The 17,640-nt window shown below is 52.2% G+C and carries 14 protein-coding genes; 5 read left to right on the top strand and 9 right to left on the bottom strand.

The features are described from left to right. Positions 1–149: 149 nt before the first annotated feature. From REH51_RS04925 to doeA, 7 genes are all read right to left on the bottom strand, one after another. Complete coding sequence (locus REH51_RS04925) at positions 150–2,927, bottom strand: aminotransferase class I/II-fold pyridoxal phosphate-dependent enzyme (RefSeq protein ID WP_498937013.1); 2,778 nt, start codon at positions 2,925–2,927, stop codon at positions 150–152. Between the two features lie 25 nt (positions 2,928–2,952). Further along, positions 2,953–3,975, bottom strand: a complete 1,023-nt coding sequence (locus REH51_RS04930; protein ID WP_498937015.1) for a C45 family autoproteolytic acyltransferase/hydrolase — start codon at positions 3,973–3,975, stop codon at positions 2,953–2,955. Positions 3,976–4,031: 56 nt separating this feature from the next. After that, positions 4,032–5,504 (bottom strand): biotin carboxylase, encoded by a 1,473-nt coding sequence (locus REH51_RS04935; RefSeq protein ID WP_498937016.1) that lies wholly within the window; start codon positions 5,502–5,504, stop codon positions 4,032–4,034. Positions 5,505–5,658: 154 nt separating this feature from the next. Beyond that, complete coding sequence (locus REH51_RS04940) at positions 5,659–6,528, bottom strand: carbon-nitrogen hydrolase family protein (RefSeq protein ID WP_009721367.1); 870 nt, start codon at positions 6,526–6,528, stop codon at positions 5,659–5,661. Positions 6,529–6,707: 179 nt separating this feature from the next. Then, positions 6,708–7,184 (bottom strand): Lrp/AsnC family transcriptional regulator, encoded by a 477-nt coding sequence (locus REH51_RS04945; RefSeq protein ID WP_009721366.1) that lies wholly within the window; start codon positions 7,182–7,184, stop codon positions 6,708–6,710. Between the two features lie 8 nt (positions 7,185–7,192). Beyond that, a complete protein-coding gene (doeB, locus tag REH51_RS04950; RefSeq protein WP_498937018.1) occupies positions 7,193–8,224 on the bottom strand; it encodes a N(2)-acetyl-L-2,4-diaminobutanoate deacetylase DoeB in 1,032 nt (343 codons plus the stop codon). 27 nt (positions 8,225–8,251) lie between these two features. Continuing rightward, positions 8,252–9,451 carry an ectoine hydrolase DoeA gene (gene doeA, locus REH51_RS04955; protein WP_498937020.1) on the bottom strand — a complete coding sequence of 400 codons (1,200 nt, stop codon included), beginning with the start codon at positions 9,449–9,451 and terminating at the stop codon, positions 8,252–8,254. Positions 9,452–9,673: 222 nt separating this feature from the next. Here doeA and REH51_RS04960 point away from each other — a divergent pair, with 222 nt between their 5' ends. The 5 genes from REH51_RS04960 to REH51_RS04980 all read left to right on the top strand — a co-directional run bounded on the left by REH51_RS04960 (position 9,674) and on the right by REH51_RS04980 (position 15,013). After that, positions 9,674–10,609: a 2-hydroxyacid dehydrogenase gene (locus tag REH51_RS04960; protein WP_009721363.1), complete on the top strand. Its 936-nt coding sequence runs from the start codon at positions 9,674–9,676 to the stop codon at positions 10,607–10,609. 88 nt (positions 10,610–10,697) lie between these two features. Next, positions 10,698–11,435, top strand: a complete 738-nt coding sequence (locus REH51_RS04965) for a hypothetical protein (RefSeq protein ID WP_009721362.1) — start codon at positions 10,698–10,700, stop codon at positions 11,433–11,435. Next, positions 11,436–12,368: a LysO family transporter gene (locus REH51_RS04970; RefSeq protein WP_009721361.1), complete on the top strand. Its 933-nt coding sequence runs from the start codon at positions 11,436–11,438 to the stop codon at positions 12,366–12,368. 120 nt (positions 12,369–12,488) lie between these two features. Then, positions 12,489–13,718, top strand: coding sequence for a nucleoside recognition domain-containing protein (locus tag REH51_RS04975; protein ID WP_498937022.1), 1,230 nt, complete (start codon positions 12,489–12,491; stop codon positions 13,716–13,718). 59 nt (positions 13,719–13,777) lie between these two features. Beyond that, positions 13,778–15,013 (top strand): DUF3422 domain-containing protein, encoded by a 1,236-nt coding sequence (locus REH51_RS04980; RefSeq protein ID WP_009721359.1) that lies wholly within the window; start codon positions 13,778–13,780, stop codon positions 15,011–15,013. 8 nt (positions 15,014–15,021) lie between these two features. Here the strand turns inward: REH51_RS04980 and REH51_RS04985 are convergent, their stop codons facing one another. Then, positions 15,022–16,032 carry an asparaginase domain-containing protein gene (locus REH51_RS04985; protein ID WP_498937024.1) on the bottom strand — a complete coding sequence of 337 codons (1,011 nt, stop codon included), beginning with the start codon at positions 16,030–16,032 and terminating at the stop codon, positions 15,022–15,024. A 39-nt stretch (positions 16,033–16,071) separates the two neighbouring features. Then, positions 16,072–17,535 carry an alanine/glycine:cation symporter family protein gene (locus REH51_RS04990; RefSeq protein ID WP_498937026.1) on the bottom strand — a complete coding sequence of 488 codons (1,464 nt, stop codon included), beginning with the start codon at positions 17,533–17,535 and terminating at the stop codon, positions 16,072–16,074. Positions 17,536–17,640 lie beyond the last annotated feature (105 nt).

The raw sequence follows: 17,640 nt of genomic DNA on the forward strand, positions 1-17,640 counted from the left end.
TAAGCAGCCCAACGTCTCGTTAGGCTGTTTCAGTGTGTCTAGCGTAAGGGAGATACCGCACGAAGTGTTTTTGAAAGGGCCGGAGAATTCCGGCACTTTTTTTGTGAAAGCCTACTTTATGGCGTTTTTTTCTGGCGGCGTCGTTTTTTTCACGCCTCTGCGGGGTTCAGCAGCGCTTCCTCGGTAAACACCACCAGCCCTAACTCCGGCCGATAGCCATGAATCTCAGTGACATCTAACGCCTGAAGAAAGTACAAAATTTCTTCACTAATCACCTGCCCCGGCACTAATACCGGAAATCCTGGCGGATAAGGGATGACAAAACTAGCCGACACAACATCACGTCCAGCACGCATCTGCGCCTGCAACTTGCCATTATCGAAACGTAGGTACTCGGTATTTTCTTCGTCGTAACTCAGAAAATAGGCGCAACGAATATCGCCCTGGGGCGTATCGGGATTCGGCCGGAAGGCATCGTGAAAGCGACTGAAGTCAGGCAACGGCGGCAGATCATGATTCAGCGAATGCACCTGATTTTCGATGATCTTGCGCTCGGGGCGGCTGCTGTCCTCCAAGCGATATTCAAACTCTTTGGCCAGCTTGATCAGTACATCCAGCAAGTAGGCAATCGACCCTCGCGTGGTGCCAATATTGGTCATGAACAGCACGGTGTTGCGTGAGGTCTTGTTAATTTGAATACCGTACTTATTCATCAGGTATTCGTTTTTGAACGTATCGCCATCAACCCCTGTATTGCCGATGGCAATAGTCACGCGGGAAGGGTCAACGACAAACTCGTCACGCGCCCAGGCTTCCTCCATTTTATTCCAACCCGTCACTGGGTCAAAATAGGACTCGACTCCCGACTCACGGTAAGCTTCGGGCACCATGTCGCTATTCTTCAATACGCGGAAATACTTCTGCAGCAATGGGTGAGTATAGAGTTGTTCGCGTAGCGAAAGAGCCGTCTCTACCTGCGCATGCACCAGTTCAAAACCTTCCATTTCCGCCTGCATTCGTCCCACATCCAGCGACGCGACAATCTGGTAATTGGGCGAGGTTGAGGTGTGGGTCATGTAGGCTTCATGGAAAGAAGCCTCCACTTTCTGGCGAAAATCCTGATCCCAAACGTGAATCATCGAACCTTGGCGCAACGAGGTAAGCGTTTTGTGGGTCGAATGAGTCGCATAGGTACGAATGCGCACCTCGTCTGGGTCGGGCATCAGCCGCTGGTCAAGCCAGGTCGCGTCGTCTTCTGGATCAAGCTTATCAAACTCAGCTTTCCAAGCCGCATACTCTTCTCGGTAACTCTCGCTGCGATAACGATCTCTCAGCGTACGTGCTGCATTCATGGCGGTACGTGGCCGGTAAGTCGGATTAAAACCAGCAAAGGCAAACCATGCTTCATCCCACAAAAACACTAGATCTGGTTTAATTGCCAAGCACTCTTCCATCACTCGACGCACGTTATACACAATGCCGTCGAAGGTGCAGTTGGTCAGCAACAACATCTTAACTTTGTGCAATTGTCCGGAACGCTTGTAGGACAGCAGCGTTTTCTTGATTTCATGCAGCGGCACCGCACCGTACATGGAATAATCGTCGAGTGGATAGGAGTCCAGGTAACTAACATGGGCACCAGCTAACACCATGCCGTAATGATGCGACTTGTGACAGTCACGGTCGATCAACACGATGTCTCGCGGCTTGATCAATGCCTGCACGACAATCTTGTTGGCGGGGGAAGTACCGTTGGTTACAAAGAAACTACGACGCGCCCCAAACGCCCGGGCGGCATACTCTTGCGCCTTTTTAATCGGCCCAAAGGGTTGCAACAGTGAGTCGAGCCCGCCTGACGTTGCCGACGTTTCAGCCAGAAAAATATTAATGCCGTAAAAATCGATCATATGCCCTGCCCAATGAGAGCGGGTTACCGACTTGCCCCTGGAAATGGGCATGGCATGAAACACCCCCGTGGGTTTTCTACTATATTCACGCAGGGCATCGAAAAACGGCGTGCGATAGCGATTATCAATGGCACGTAGAATCGTATGATGCTGCTCGATGTAATCCGTTTCACGGTAGAAGATACGGTTGAAGTGCTTAATATCTCGGCTCGCCGTGGCTTCGACATCGCCACTGGTAACCAGAAATTGATCAATTTCTGGACGCAGTTCATGAATCATCGAACTCAGCAGAATACTGCGTTCAGCTTCGCTATGGTGTTCCAGCTCATTTTCTGAGAGGCCTTCCAGATAATTACGCAAAGCGCTGAGGTTGTACTTTGATTTATACGGAAACTCGTAGCGGATCAGGCACGCCTGAATATTTGGGTTGACCAGTACAGCAATCAACGCATCTTCAAAGCTTTTTACCGTCACTACATCGTAGACAAAGCGATCTTCAGGACGGCGCATATTGTGGAACGCTTCACGCACCACGTCTTCTTCCTGGTTAGAAAGATTGTCCACTATTAACAGTTCAAAATAGGGCTGTGCCGAACTGTTAGACGCCGGGTGCCCACGGCGTAGCTGGTTAAGGGCATCAAGTGCCTCCATGTCTTCAGCACCAGCATCAGTCTCAGAAAGATCCACCTGCCGACGACGGTAGGACTCACTGATCAATGCTCTTACCAAACGCTTAACTACTTTATCCAACAGTGCATATTCACCACGATTGAATAGCGTCCAAAGGTGGCGAAAATCCTCTTTAGACGGGAATGCGTGGTAATCCTCAATGATTTCTAAACGTGTCAACTTGATGTCGATAGCTTTGATCAAGTTTTTGGCGCGACCTTCCTCTTTAAGGCGCGTCAAAATACCCAAATCACGTTTAAGCTCATTCCAGGTATCAGCACGAAGTTGGGAAATTTTGTGATAAAAACCCAGGGCGGTGTAGGAAGTTTCGGTTGGATTATTCTCTTGCATGACGACACCCATCCTTTGTAGGTATTTATCTGGAAAAGACGCTTGCCTGAGCAGCAGTGCTAAACCAGCCATACAGCCCGCGGGAGCCATAGCGCACGGTAATTTGTTCTTCGGGAAACACATCGAAGTTCAAATCCAGCACTCTGCCAGGCCAACGGAACTGAGTAAGTCTTTCCTTGGTGCGATATACCGCGGTATACACTGTACCCAGGCCACGCCGATAGTCGTGGCGAAATAGAGGGGGAGCGGAAAATGCCGAAATTAGTCGCTCGTCAGTGGTCGCATCGTCGTCCACCAGAATCGAGAGCTGACGCTCGCGAATCAAGGTTTCTGAGGCCAGCGCATGGGCATACCATTCGATTTTCTTTTGGTGATTGGTAGCCACGGCCACCCGCCGGATGCTGGCGCGGCGATCTGGCGCAATCATCGCTGTGACATAACGCCCACAGGCATCCGCGACGGTAATGTTATAGGCCATGTGAGTAGGCACTCTTTCAAGCACCTTCGCCGCTTCGGGCACCGTATCGCAGAATTCGAGAATATAGCGAAGAATAATCGGAGCGCCGAAGCCATCCCCCACCACTTTGCGCCCACCGAACGCTAGCGAAACAGCAAGTCCCGAATCATTCATCCCATCTAGCACGCCCCACAGGCAGTCAGACATGGCGATGACACGACGCTGATTCCAGCGCGTATAGAGAATAGTGCCCTCGCACAATTCCGGCGGATAATCATAGTTGCGTGCCAACACAGTGGATGTCGGCCTTGTCAGCACCGCCTGTGAGCAACCGGTAATATACGGCGGCGGTCGGTACAAACTCAGTAGCCGTGACGAAAGATCCCCTCCACCGGCTACTTCACATAACGTGCGGTAAGTAGCCAGCAGTTCGGGCATGTGCTTGCGTAAGGCGTTGTGACACTCCAAATAAGAGGGACGCTCACGCTCGCCTTCGGCTAGGTACCAGGGCTCATAGGCAGGCCAGTGGTAATGGAACAAAGACTGCCACTTCGGCCCCGCCACCTCTTCATGGACGGTGCGAAACGTCAAGGCCTTGTCTAGCTCCACACCAGGCGCCCGGCCTGCAGCAAATTTGCCGTCCATGATTAAAGAATTTTGAAGTTGCCACCGCCGATAGCATGGCTGACGGCAACTTCCTCCACCACTGGGTCTTGCAAAGCCTGCCCTGTGTACTGATTACGGATGCCGTCTATCCAAGCTTTGGCCCGCTCATTTAACTGGAAGTCATCATCCATCAATCGGCCTCGGGTAATCAGAATACCCAGATCGGCCCCTTCATAGCGGAAGTCTCCTGCACCACTAATACGCAGGAAAAAAGCCTCATGCTCGTTCTCTGCCGCATGGGGGTGGTAGCTGTAATGATCATAAGCAATCTCACCTTGATCATTCATGCGCCACACACCAGTAGTAGGCGCCTGGGTTAACAGGTCAACACTTTCATCGGTATGTTTGATAACCAGCTGGCTCCAGCTATCGACACTTTCAGGATGCGCCCAACGCTCATTGATATCATTGATATCCAAGTCAAAGTCGACGTCTGAAAACTCGAGCAAGTGGAACAGGAACAACGGAATATCGGAGTGGGCAAAAGCCGCCACATTCGTTAGGGAACTCGCCCCAGTCACACGTGGGTTAAGCTCGCCTAAATACACTTCATTGGTATCCATATCGATCAGGAAATCGAGTTCGAAATATCCTCGATACCCTTCTTCGCGCAGTGCCTCACCAAACTTAAAGGTGTATTCACGCGCTAAGTCGCGCACTTCCTGACTAAAGGCGCCGGCGAACATTTCGTTGCCGCACCAACCACCCTTATAGGGCGTTAATGTTTTAAAGCCTACAAGCTCTGTCATCAACGGGCCAACGACCGTACCGCAACGCGTGGCGCAAGCTTCTATCGCCGAGCCACGACAGTTGATGCGCTTCATGATCTTAACCTCAGGTTCGGCTTCGATCTCTTCGGCATGCTTGTAATAGTCTTCTTCACTGGCAATAAAGAAGGTGGTGTGACCGGAATCCCCAAAAGCGGTCTGTACAACCAAATCGTTACCGAGCGCCTGGCTGACCTCGATGAGCTCTTGGTAACTGCCTCCCCTGGCCAGCACGTTAGGCACGCTGGGTACGCCTGCCTTATTGCCAATGCGCACCGTTTCAATTTTGTTATCCATCCGCTTACGCAGCTCGGCTGGGGGGAAGGCAACCCGCAGACCTAACTGCTCACAAATTTCTTCGGTGTGCTCATCGAACATTAAAAACGACGCTACCCCAGCGCTTTCGCCATTGGCTCGTGATTGAATGAAATCAATGACTTCTTTATGCTCAAGCAGGTAGTTATTAATGTCTTCAATGCTCTCGAAATCGCGAGGAAACTTCTGCTTGGGCACAAAGACATTACGCTGCTTACCTTCAAAGCAGTCGATATAATTAATATGGCGGAAGCTGCCTACCCAATCACCAATACCCAGAAGATTGAAGTTCGTCGCAGAAATGAAGTAGACCGGTTCTTTATTATTTAGAAAATGTCTACGAACATCCGCAATGGAAGTGATTTTAGTCATTATTTTCGCTCCTTGTATGACAGATACTGAAGGCTGTGTGTAATTAGTGCTGCCTAGGAGTTTCGCTAAATATCGCGATATCCGCCTAAATTGATCATCCAATTTGGCGCGAAATCCGTTCTTCTCGTGATGATGGGTCAAGCCAAATAGACTCCTAAAAAATGTCTTGGTCAGTACGTACCGGTTTAGCAAGTGGTCCTAAGGTGTCTAGGAAAGGAGAGGATCCGTTTTCGCTACGGTATATCGAGAAATCGACCTCACGGTCACGGAAACTTTTAAGCGGCTGGCCCAATCCGCGCAACCCGGTTTCGCGTTCTCGACGGACGCGGTTGAGGTCAATTTCGATCGGAATGACCTCCTCACCAATACCAGCTTGATGAATCACGTCGCCTGAAGGACCAACCACGATGGAGCGACCATTACCCAGTGCGCCAGCACCATTAATATCGAAGAAGTAGCACTGGTTGATCGCCGCATTGGTACGGGCAATCGACAGCTCGATATCCCGGTCAATGGTATCGGTCATGGTGGGATGAAGAATGACTTCAGCACCCATGGAAGCCAAGGTACGGGTCGTTTCGGGGAACCACATGTCATAACAGATAGAAACGCCAAAGCGACCTATCGTGGGAACATCGAAGACCACAAATTCATTACCGCTTTCAACACCCGCTTCATAAGGGCGAAACGGGAACATTTTGCGATAACGCGTCACAACTTGGCCCAGTGGGTTAATCACCACCAAGGTATTGTAAATATGCTCGCCTACTTGCTCGAACATTGAGCCAGGAATTAACCAGATACGGTGTTGTGCGGCCATTTGGCAAAACAGTGCCTCAGTATCACTGGGCAGCGTCTGGGCATGGAGCGGTGAAGCCCCCATCGGCATTAATTCGCTGAACAGCACCATCTGCACCTGAGGAAAACGGTTCATTAGCGCATCGATCCGATGGCGCATAGCCTCGGTATTGTCGCCATGGTGCAGGGCATGCATTTGAACACCGGCAATGGTGAAATATGACATTAGCTTCTCTCTGCGTCAGGCGATCTGACTGTTTTAGCTTAGCGAATTAACTTTTATGGATATCTTTCACTAAGCTAGTGGTGAGTGGCATTAATTTTCATACTAAGCCAACGGAACGCTGAAATGGCGTTGATCAAACACCTGGATAAATTGTTAAATTCGATTTACACAGGCCGATATTACAAAAAGTCGATTGAGCCGATATCCGGCTCGGTTCGTTTGACCGATTTGGTCACGATATAGGTGAAATAGCGCTCTATTCCCACATCCGAGACCAACCAACTATCGATCAAACGTTGATAACTGTCGATGGAAAACACCTCAAACTTCACTAGGTAGTCAACGCCACCGCCTACCGCCACGCACTCGGTAGCGTCTGGTGTTTGCATAACTAAAGCTTCAAAGCGGGCGAAGCTCTCAGCATTGTGCTGTTTGAGTTCGATCTGCACCCACACGGAGTTGCGCGGCATTAACACATCGGCATTAATACGCGCCGTATATCCTTCGATAACGCCCGCGTTTTCAAGTCGTTTTACTCGCTCCCAGCAGGGGCTTACCGAGAGATTGATGGCTTCCGCCAGCTTCGACTTGGTGATCCGCCCATCCCGGGAGAGGATATCGAGAATTTTTAAATCATAACGGTCCAGTTTCATCATGCCGGATGTCACGCCTCCAGGCGTTCAACAACATCGGCAATCACCGCCAGGGTGTCCCCCATATTGATTAACGATGGCGCACGGCGAGCCATCAAGATGCCGTCACGCTCCGCTTTGTACGCCACAGGAGCGGTACCGCTACGGGTCATATCGTAGACATAGGCAATGGTTTGGCCTTTTTTCACCTCATCACCCAACGCCACTAACAGCTCTAACACCCCAGAGTGCTGGCTTTGCACGTAGCAGCTGGCATCTGGCATATCGAGATACATTTGCCCTTCTTCAGGCATTTCTACCGAGCCTTCCACAAAGCCGTAATGAATCAAAAAGTTGCGTACACCACGCTCAGCAATCGCAATACTTTGAGGAGTGGACGTGCCGCCGCCGCCAAGTTCGTTGGCCACAAACACTTTACCCTGGCGCTCACAGGCAGTGTCGAACAGTTTTTCTGCATCTAGCTCGAACATCACCATGGCATAAGGAGCACCGAACGCTTTAGCCCCTTCCAACGCCGCCTGCTGTTGAGTCTTGTCGTCTAAAACGTGGGAGGCGCCGAACGGTAAAATATCCAGCGTACGACCGCCCGAGTGCAGATCGAGCACAACATCGCTAATGGGGACCAACACGCGGGTAAAATAATCAGCGATTTGCGTCGTTACTGTGCCGTTTGGATCACCTGGGAAACTACGATTTAAATTGCCTTTATCCATCGGTGACGTGCGCTTTCCGGCCATGACAGCAGGGGTGTTCATACACGGCACAATAATTACCCGCCCACTCACTTCTTCCGCTTTCAACGTGGAAGAGAGCTTCAACAGCGACGTAATCCCCTCGTATTCATCGCCATGATTCCCACCGGTTAACAACGCCGTGGGGCCTTCGCCATTTTTGACCACGGTGATAGGTATCATCACCGCCCCCCAAGCAGACTCATCGGTTGAAATCGGTAGTTTTAAAAAACCGTGCTGTACACCATCGGCGTCGAAATCAACGGTGGCAGAAATAGGGCTTGGCCGCAGTTGGTTCGGTTGAAGCGTCATCGTATGTCCCTTGTATTGTTTAGACAGCTACTTAACAAACAGCTGGCGCGGAAAATTGGCCAGGGTTTCACAGCCTGTCTCGGTAATCAGAATGCTTTCGGTAATTTCCAACCCCCAGTCCTCTACCCACAAGCCGGGCATAAAGTGGAACGTCATACCTGGTTTAAGAATAGTCTCGTCCGAGGGGCGCAGACTCATCGTGCGCTCGCCCCAATCCGGCGGGTACGAAATACCAATAGGATAACCACAGCGCGCGCCGCCACGGTCAAAACCATACTTATCCATTGCCGCACCCAGCGCCATCGCAATATCCGCCGTACGATTGCCTGGCTTAGCCACTGCTAGCCCATTTTCAATACCTTCCAACAAGGCAGATTCCGCACGAATAAAGTCTGTCGGTGGCGTACCTAAAAACACGGTGCGTGACATGGGCGCGTGGTAGCGCTTGAACACCCCAGCAATTTCGAAGAACGTGCCTTCCCCTTTGCGAAATGGCGTATCGTCCCAGGTAAGGTGCGGCGCAGCAGCGTCTTTTCCGGTTGGTAACATCGGGACAATGGCAGGGGAATCACCACCAAACACTTTGCCGTTCTCGTCGATAAACCCTTCAATGCCCACGCGGTAAATTTCCGATACCAGCTTACTTTTTGGCAGCCCGGGCTCAATAACCTCCAAAATGCGTGTGTGCATACCCTCAACAATTCTTGCCGCCACGCGCATATAGGCAATTTCTTGAGGCGACTTAATCGCCCGACACCAGTTCACCAGAGCGTTGGCATCCATAAAGCGCGCATGAGGAAGTTCACGCAGCAAGCTTTGGTAGGCTTTAGCAGAGAAATAATAGTTATCCATCTCCATGCCCACCACACCGGTATGCCAGCCGCGGTCTGGCATAATCGATTGGGCAAGATACTCCATCGGATGCATGTCCGGATTTTGAACATAGTAATCCGGATAGTAGGTAATATTGTCGGGGTCTATCCAGCAGGTGCGCAGCGCGCCGTTGGCATCCATACGGCGGCCAAACCATACAGGTTCGCCTTCTAGGCCCACCAATACGCATTGATGAACATAAAAGGACCAACCGTCGTAGCCGGTCAACCACGCCATGTTGGAGGGGTCACTGACGATTAGTACGTCAATGCCTCGACCAGCCATTTCTGCACGCACCTTCCACAAGCGATTTGCATACTCTGCACGCGTGAAAGGCAGGGAAACCTCAGTCATCGGGCAACTCGCCATCAAAGATCACTAAGAACCAGCGCCATCTATTGTAGGTTAGGTACGCTGGGCCACAGGATCGACCTGGCCACCCCCGCAGTAGGCCTGCCAATGTCGTCTTAGGGCGATACTAGCACCGACCCTCGGTTGCCGGTCAAAGCCTTTATGACAAAAATTGCGGCAAGCCGTGGTAGCGTAACCATAGTTAACATACAGTCAGGAGGAAAAATGAAAATAGTCATCCATATTGACGATTCAACCCAGTGGCAAGCAGCACTGGAGAAGGCGTTGCCTCAGGCCACGGTACTAACGAGTGATGCACCAGCAGATGAGCGGAAAAACGCCGACTACCTCGCCATTTGGAAAGCACCAGAGCATTTACTGCAGGAACAAAGCCAACTTAAAGGCATTATCAATCTTGGGGCGGGCGTCGATTACTTACTGAAAACACCTGGCCTACCCAGCGATGTTCCTATCGTTAAGTTACGTGATGCTGGCATGGGCGAACTCATGGCTGATTACGTGCTATATGGTGTACTGCACTTCTACCGCAGCATGGACCGCTACGCTTCCCAACAGCAGAGCGCCACCTGGAAGCCTCAAGCCGTGCCTGAAAAAACACAGTGGCCAGTTGGAATATTAGGCCTTGGCGCAATCGGCAGTTTCGTCGCCTCCCACTTGTCGCAAGCTGGGTTCCCCGTACTTGGCTGGAGCCGCTCGCCTAAAGAGATTAATGGCGTGCGCTGCCTACACGGTGACGAAGGTCTTGATGAACTGCTTGCCCAAGTGCAGAGCGTGGTCACCATTTTGCCCGACACCGCGGCCACTGAGGGTATTCTTAACGCCGAGCGGCTAGCGAAACTACCCATAGGCGCCAGCGTTATTAACCCCGGCCGTGGCAGCCTAATCGATGAGCAGGCGTTGCTTGATGCGCTCGGTGACACGAAGAATCCAGGTCATCTGCGTGGTGCTCTGCTAGACGTTTTCTGCGAAGAACCTCTTCCTACCGGCCACCTCCTTTGGCAGCATCCAAACGTGATAGTGACGCCCCATATGGCAGCGCCTACGCCGCTGAATGACGCCATTGATCAAGTCATTTCGTATATTAAGGCATTTGAGGCGGGTGAAGCGTTAGCAACGATTAGCCCAGAAGCAGGCTACTGACGCTTCATCATGTGCACGCTATACTGCTCAGGGAACCAAGCGCTAGCTAAAGGCTCTTAGGAAAACACTTTAGAAGGAGGAAGGGCCTTTGCGTCATGTCACAATTGGCAACAGACAGCGTAAGTCTGCGAGCGCAATGTTGGGCGCTTGCATGCTTTCTCTGTGCGGCTTAGCGGCAGCAAATACTCATCAACAAGATGAGCAGGCTCTGCAAGCGCCACACCCCTTCCAGGCCCAATACCGCTTAGAAATACGCGGTTGGCCAGGTGCGACCATTACCCATACGCTCAGTAATGAGGGGCTTCACTGGTTAAGCAATATGAATTTTGCTGTCGCGATTGCCCGCGGGGAAGAGCGTAGCCGTTTTTCGATAGACGACACCACAACCCGCTCTTTGCTCTATAACAGCAGTTATTCACTATTGGGTGTAGGCGACAGCTACCAGCTCAATGAAAGGGATATTACTTCGCTTGATCGCCAAGCTGCTCTCTTTGACCTTTCCCGTCGCGCGGGTCATGAAAGCTGCACGATTAGTACCCCCTGCGATATCGAGTTTGTTGATCACCGCGGGCGTGACGAACACTTTCGATATTATGTCGATCAGCAGAATGCCAACGAGCCCAACACCATTACCGTACCTGCAGGTGAGTTTAAAGCCATGCGTGTCACGCTAATTGATAAAGAAAAGCCCGACCGGCACCTACAAATAAACTTCCACCCAGACTGGCCAGGACTGATCCTCTCCGCGGAATATCAAAAAGAGGGGCGCCGGCAAACTTACCTAACCATGACCCAATTCAACCCCGCTGGGGGTAACGCACCTTAAATGCTTTCTGGATTACTGATTGTTTTATTGCCCCTCTTGTTGGGCTATTTAGTACGCGTTCGTTCTCCCCGCTTACTTAATCTCATCAACCGAGCCGTTAATGGCTCAGTTTATTTGATTCTATTATTTATGGGGGTCAGCCTTGCGGGCCTTGAAAACCTGGGCAGCCAACTTTCACGGTTAGGGGGGAACGCGCTACTGCTGTTTAGCATTACCACGGTGCTCAACTTGGGCGCCCTATGGTGGCTATCACGCCGAGTGGCTTTGAAGGCCGGTGGTTCACCGGTGGTGAAAAATGCCCCTACCAGCAAACTCGCCGCCATGCAGGGCTCGCTAATGTTGGTAGGCGTGGTGGCAAGTGGCGTAGCGGTTGGGCTACTGCTCGGCCCGCTTATTGGGGAAGCGCTGTTTACCACCGCCGACTGGCTGGCGGAATGGGTGCTATACGCATTGCTGGTGCTGATTGGCTGCCAGCTACGCAACTCTGGCATGCCACTTAAACAAATTTTGCTCAATCGCCTAGGGCTTGCCATCGCGGTAACCCTTGCTCTGAGTTCGCTACTGGCCGGCTTGTTAGCCGCCCCACTTCTTTCGCTGAGCTGGAATGAAGGCTTAGCCATGGCGTCAGGTTTTGGCTGGTACTCACTTTCGGCTATTTTGATTGGCGACCAGCTTGGTCCGTTAATGGGCGGCGTGGCGTTTTTCAACGACCTTACGCGGGAACTGCTGGCCTTTATTATGATTCCGCTCGTTATCCATCGCCACACCGCGTTAGCCATTGGTTATGGCGGCGCTACCTCCATGGACTTCACTCTGCCGGTGATTCAACAGCACGGCGGTGTGGCCTGTGTCCCTATTGCCGTGGTCAGCGGATTTATCCTGTCACTGCTCTCTCCACCACTGATTCTGTTTTTTCTTTCACTGTCGGGTTAGCGATAGCAGGCAATCATTGGGTAGGATAAGCAGCGTTATTTGTTTAATACGTACTCTTTTTTTAAAAAGTACTCACTGTTAAAAACGCGACTGCTTCACTGCCCAGGATGCCTGCCCACCATGCTAAACGGAATTTGGTTAAGCTTTTTCATTGCTGCGTTTGCAGCGTCCTTGTGGCAGTGGCTAGTTGGTGGCGATAGCGAGGTTTTTGCTCGCTTAGTGCAATCGCTGTTCGATATGGCGCGGGTCAGCGTGGACATTATTTTAGTGCTATTAGGCACTATGACGCTTTGGCTGGGCTTTCTTTCGATTGCCGAGAAGGCAGGCATGATTCGCCTACTAGGCCGCGTGCTTGACCCGCTGTTTTCCCGCCTAATGCCAGAGGTGCCACGTGACCACCCCGCTATGGGGCTAATTAGCATGAACTTTGCGGCCAACATTCTAGGTTTAGATAATGCCGCCACACCGATTGGCATTAAAGCCATGCAATCGCTGCAAAGTCTCAACCCGAGCCGCGATACCGCCAGCAACGCACAAATTCTGTTTTTAGTGCTGAACACGTCATCACTGACGCTGCTACCCGTCACGATCTTCATTTATCGTGCTCAGCAAGGCGCGGCAGAGCCCACCCTGGTTTTTCTTCCGATTTTGTTGGCTACCAGCGCCAGCAGCCTGGCAGGACTTCTGGCCGTGTCGCTTATGCAGCGCTTAAAGCTTTGGCAGCCCGTAGTGCTGGCCTATTTAGTTGCCGCTGCGCTGGCGCTCGGGCTATTAATTACCACCCTGGCGGGCATGTCGGCCCAGGCACTAGCGGCAGCGTCAACACTGGTGGGCAACCTAACGTTATTCAGTATTGTCATGATGTTTTTAGTGGTCGGCGCACTGCGTGGTGTGAGGGTGTATGACGCTTTTATCGAAGGTGCAAAAGAAGGTGTCAGTTTTACTGTCACCCTACTGCCGTATCTTATTGCCATGCTGGTGGCGGTTGGTGTGCTGCGTGCTAGCGGCGTCTTGGATGCGGGGCTAAGCGGCATTCGCTGGTTGGTGGAAGGGATTGGCTGGGACACTCGTTTCGTAGATGCGCTGCCTACCGCCTTTGTAAAACCCCTTTCTGGTAGCGGCTCGCGGGCAATGATGATCGAAACGATGAACACCTTCGGTGTCGATAGTTTTCCTGGTTTGCTGGCCGCTACCCTACAAGGCAGTACTGAAACAACATTTTACGTGCTAGCGGTCTACTTTGGCGCGGTCGGCGTTACCCGTATTCGCCATGGCCTGGGCTGCGCGCTCATCGCTGACGCCGCGGGCATTATCCCCGCCATTGCAGTCTGCTACTGGTTCTTTGGCTAACGCCGCTTGGCAATTAATTTACAACACTCGTAACAACAATAGATCAGGTAATTTGCTTCATGCATGCTCAACACACGACATTACATAACGAGCTTCACGCGAGGCCTCCCATCTATTTTGAGGGGCCTGCTTGCCTTCATCACTACGCTTTTACGCTTGAAGGCGATGATGTTACTAGGTTGCTTGACCGCCTAGCAGAGGTAACAGAGGTCACTGTCACACCCGATCAGGTGCAACAAATAGTCAGTTGTCAGGGCTGCTCGGTGAAATGGGAGCGCCACACCGAGTTTTTTACGCTAACCATCAAGCACGACAACAACAGTAACCCTCGACTATGGCCAACACCGCCTACTTTTTTAGCCCGTGTGCTAGCAGACTTTGCCGATCAAATAATCAGTGCCAGCGTATTGCGTGTAGAAACTGCCAATCGTTGGGCAGGCAGTGTGGACGCCTATGGATTAGATCAGCCAGCGGGCTCCACGGTGGGCGGCGGTGATGCCACAGTTTGGAGCGATTTCAATCTGGATGATCAGCAAAGAAACCGATTGCTAATGGTTAACGATAATCTGGATAGCTATCGACTGGGCAGGATGGCAAGGCGCTTATTTGATATTGAGACTTACCGCATAATGGCGATGCTGGCGCTACCGGAAGCCAAAGCACTCAGCAGTGAGCTACAACACTATGAAACGGAGCTGTCTGCGCTCTCTCATCAACACGCCGAACAGCACACTTCGCCTGCTGAGCCGTTGCTTAACGCCTTGACACTGCTCTCGGCAAAGCTCGAGCGTTGTGGCGTACAAACACGCCAACGATTTAGCGCGACTGATGCCTATGCCAACATCGTGTTGGCGCGTATCAATGAGCTGCGCGAAGAACGTATCGGTAATTATCCTCGGCTTGGCATGTTTATTTTGCGTCGTTTTGAGCCTGCCGTGCGTTACTGCGATGCCATGAACCGACGCGTTGAAACGCTGGCCACCAGTGCCACACGATTAAACGACTTGCTGCGTACCCGCACTCAGGTCGAAATCGAGGGGCAAAACTACAAAATTTTGCAAAGCTTGGATGCCCGCGCTAGCAGTCAGCTAAAAATTCAAAAGGCCGTTGAAGGCCTTTCGATCATCGTCATCAGCTACTACATTTTCAGCTTAATGAAATTAGGGCTGGAAAGCTTAAGCGCACTAGGTGTCGATATTGAACCCAACGTTGCCGCCTCCGTCATAGCCCCGTTGAGTGCGCTTATTATAGCCATCTTAACCTGGCGAATTTGGAAGGTTAAAAAGCACAAGTAAGTAATTCGTTAGCTGCATTCGCCTCGTAGTGAGCCGCTAAGTGCCTTGCGTAGTGCAGGGCCGCTCACTCCACGGCCTAGCAGTACCGTGAGCTTCGCGACGGCGGCTTCCAGCGTGATATCGCCCCCCGCAATCACACCGGCTTGGTTCAGCGCCGCGCCGGTGGCGTAAGCTCCCTGCACGACCTCCCCTTGGGCACACTGCGTCACGTTGAGCAGTGCTATCCCTCGTTCATTACCCGCCGTTAACGCCTTTAGCAGCTCGCCTTCAAAGCTAGGCGGGTTGCCCACGCCGTAGCTATGCAGAATCAAGCCTTTTAGTCGTTCATCGGCCAATAGTGCCTTGGCGCGGCGCAGCGACATACCGGGATAGAGTGGCAATATCGCGACCGCTTCTTCATCCACCTCAATGGGGGCAAAGTTAGGGAGCCCGCTCAGCAGCGCAGAGGGCTGAGGGAAGGACATAGCGATGCCAAGCTCGGCAAGCCAGGGGAAATTGGGGGAGTCGAAGGCATCTAAGCCCTGAGTGCGCACCTTGCGTGCACGGTTGCCGCGCAGTAGTCGGTTATGAAAGGCCAGGCTCACTTCACAAGGTGTCGCGGAGTGCGCCACCAGTTGCAGTGCACTGACAAGATTATTCAGTGCATCGCTACGGGGCTCACCCAGAGGAATTTGGGAGCCGGTGAAAATCACCGGCTTATTTATCGCACCGAGCATAAACGACAGTGCAGCAGCGCTATACGCCATGGTATCGGTGCCGTGCAGCACCACAAACGCATCGTATGCTTGCCAGTGGTTTTCTAGCTGTGCCACTAAACGGTTCCAGGCGCCGGGCATGAGTTCGGCGCTATCAATCAGCGGCTGCATTTCCAGCACATCAAAGGATGGCAGCCTGTCGGTGGCGCCCAGCGCTAAGTGTGTGGCTAAACGCTCAGCCAACCCCGCGCAAGGTACGTACCCGTGTGGCGATGGCTGCATACCAATGGTACCGCCGGTGTAGAGCATGAGTACGCGGGGCATGGGCGCTCCTTTTCTTATCGCGTTGATACGTGTGCGGGCTTACTTAACAGGTGCGTTTTCCAGACGCTGCTTTAACGCTTCGGCCTCTTCAGGCTCCAGCTCCCAGGCTTTCGGGTCTAACTCAAGATCCGGGTGCTGATTGGCATCGAAGATCGGCTGCTTAATGCCCTGGCGACGCTGGCTATCGTAATCATTAAGAATGCGTAGGCCGCACTTGAACAACAGAATCAGCGCCACGAGGTTGACCACGGCAAGAAGGCCCATGGTGACATCGGCAAAGCCGAACACGGTGCCAAGATCTGTGGTCGCACCCCAGCACACCAGCAACACAATGGCGACACGGAAAGCGTTAAACAGATTCTGGTTGTCGCGGCTAAAGAAGTTGAGGCTGTTCTCGCCCAGGTAGTAGTTGTACAAAATAGTACTGAATGCAAATAGCAGCAGCGCAAGACTAACAAAGGTGCGGCCCCATTCGCCTACATGGTCGGCTAGCGCCGCCTGAGTAAGAGCGATACCTTCAACGCCAGAGCCTGCTGCAGGATCGTACACACCGCTTAGCAGGATCAGAAACGCTGTGGCCGAGCAGATAATCACGGTATCGATAAATACCGAGAACGCCTGCACGATACCTTGGTTGGCCGGGTGCGGTACATAAGCTACCGCCGCCACATTAGGTGCACTGCCTAGGCCAGCTTCGTTAGAAAACAAGCCACGCTTCAAGCCCATCATAATGGCAGCACCAATACCGCCACCGACCAGCGGCTCAAGGCCGAAAGCACTTTTTACGATTAGCGTGATAACACCAGGGATTTCACCAATGTTCATGGCGATGACCAACAGTGCAATGGCGATATAGCTGCCCGCCATGAAAGGCACCAGAAACTCTGAAATGCGCGCAATACGCTTGATGCCACCAAAAATAATCAGCCCGACCAGCATGGCCAAAGTAATTCCGCTGTAAAGCACCGGTACACCAAAGGCGTCGCCAAACGAGGTCGCTACCGCGTAGGATTGCAGCGCGGTAAAGGCGAAGCCAAAGGTTAACAACAATAGCACCGAGTAAAACGCGGCCAGCCAGCGCCACTGTTTGCCTAACCCTTTAACAATGTAGTACGCCGGGCCACCGCGATAAGTGCCATCGCCTTCCGCTTCTTTATAGGTTTGCGCCAGGGTACATTCTAAAAAGCTAGTCGCCATCCCCATCAGGCCCACCAGCCACATCCAGAAAATAGCCCCAGGGCCACCTAGCGTAATCGCGACCGCTACGCCGGCAATATTACCGCCGCCCACGCGACCCGCCACGGACAGAACAAGTGCCTGAAACGAACTTAAGTGGCCGTGTTTATTACGCTTAAAGGCCTGACCCGACCCCAATATGCGAAACATTTGGCCAAAATAGCGAAACTGCACAAAGCGGGAAGCAACGGTAAAACCGATGCCAACGCCCACCAGCAGCACTAGCAGTACCTTTCCCCAGAGGAGCTCGTTGAGCATATCAAGCATGTGATTTTCTCCGCGTTTTTGTATTAGCGTTATGTTGGAATTCGCGTCGTTTTATTTCGCGCCGTTTTAAAACCGCGCCGCGGAGAACGTTTTACCAAGCATGGG

Source organism: Halomonas bluephagenesis, assembly GCF_054790765.1.

What these genes read in the sequence shown, in the direction of transcription:
- REH51_RS04980 (WP_009721359.1), top strand. Translation starts at nt 13,778, where the DNA reads ATGCATGCTCAACACACGACATTACATAACGAGCTTCACGCGAGGCCT.
- REH51_RS04940 (WP_009721367.1), bottom strand. Translation starts at nt 6,528, where the DNA reads ATGTCATATTTCACCATTGCCGGTGTTCAAATGCATGCCCTGCACCAT.
- REH51_RS04985 (WP_498937024.1), bottom strand. Translation starts at nt 16,032, where the DNA reads ATGCCCCGCGTACTCATGCTCTACACCGGCGGTACCATTGGTATGCAG.
- REH51_RS04925 (WP_498937013.1), bottom strand. Translation starts at nt 2,927, where the DNA reads ATGCAAGAGAATAATCCAACCGAAACTTCCTACACCGCCCTGGGTTTT.
- REH51_RS04975 (WP_498937022.1), top strand. Translation starts at nt 12,489, where the DNA reads ATGCTAAACGGAATTTGGTTAAGCTTTTTCATTGCTGCGTTTGCAGCG.
- doeB (WP_498937018.1), bottom strand. Translation starts at nt 8,224, where the DNA reads ATGACGCTTCAACCGAACCAACTGCGGCCAAGCCCTATTTCTGCCACC.
- REH51_RS04990 (WP_498937026.1), bottom strand. Translation starts at nt 17,535, where the DNA reads ATGCTTGATATGCTCAACGAGCTCCTCTGGGGAAAGGTACTGCTAGTG.
- REH51_RS04960 (WP_009721363.1), top strand. Translation starts at nt 9,674, where the DNA reads ATGAAAATAGTCATCCATATTGACGATTCAACCCAGTGGCAAGCAGCA.
- REH51_RS04970 (WP_009721361.1), top strand. Translation starts at nt 11,436, where the DNA reads ATGCTTTCTGGATTACTGATTGTTTTATTGCCCCTCTTGTTGGGCTAT.
- REH51_RS04945 (WP_009721366.1), bottom strand. Translation starts at nt 7,184, where the DNA reads ATGATGAAACTGGACCGTTATGATTTAAAAATTCTCGATATCCTCTCC.
- REH51_RS04935 (WP_498937016.1), bottom strand. Translation starts at nt 5,504, where the DNA reads ATGACTAAAATCACTTCCATTGCGGATGTTCGTAGACATTTTCTAAAT.
- doeA (WP_498937020.1), bottom strand. Translation starts at nt 9,451, where the DNA reads ATGACTGAGGTTTCCCTGCCTTTCACGCGTGCAGAGTATGCAAATCGC.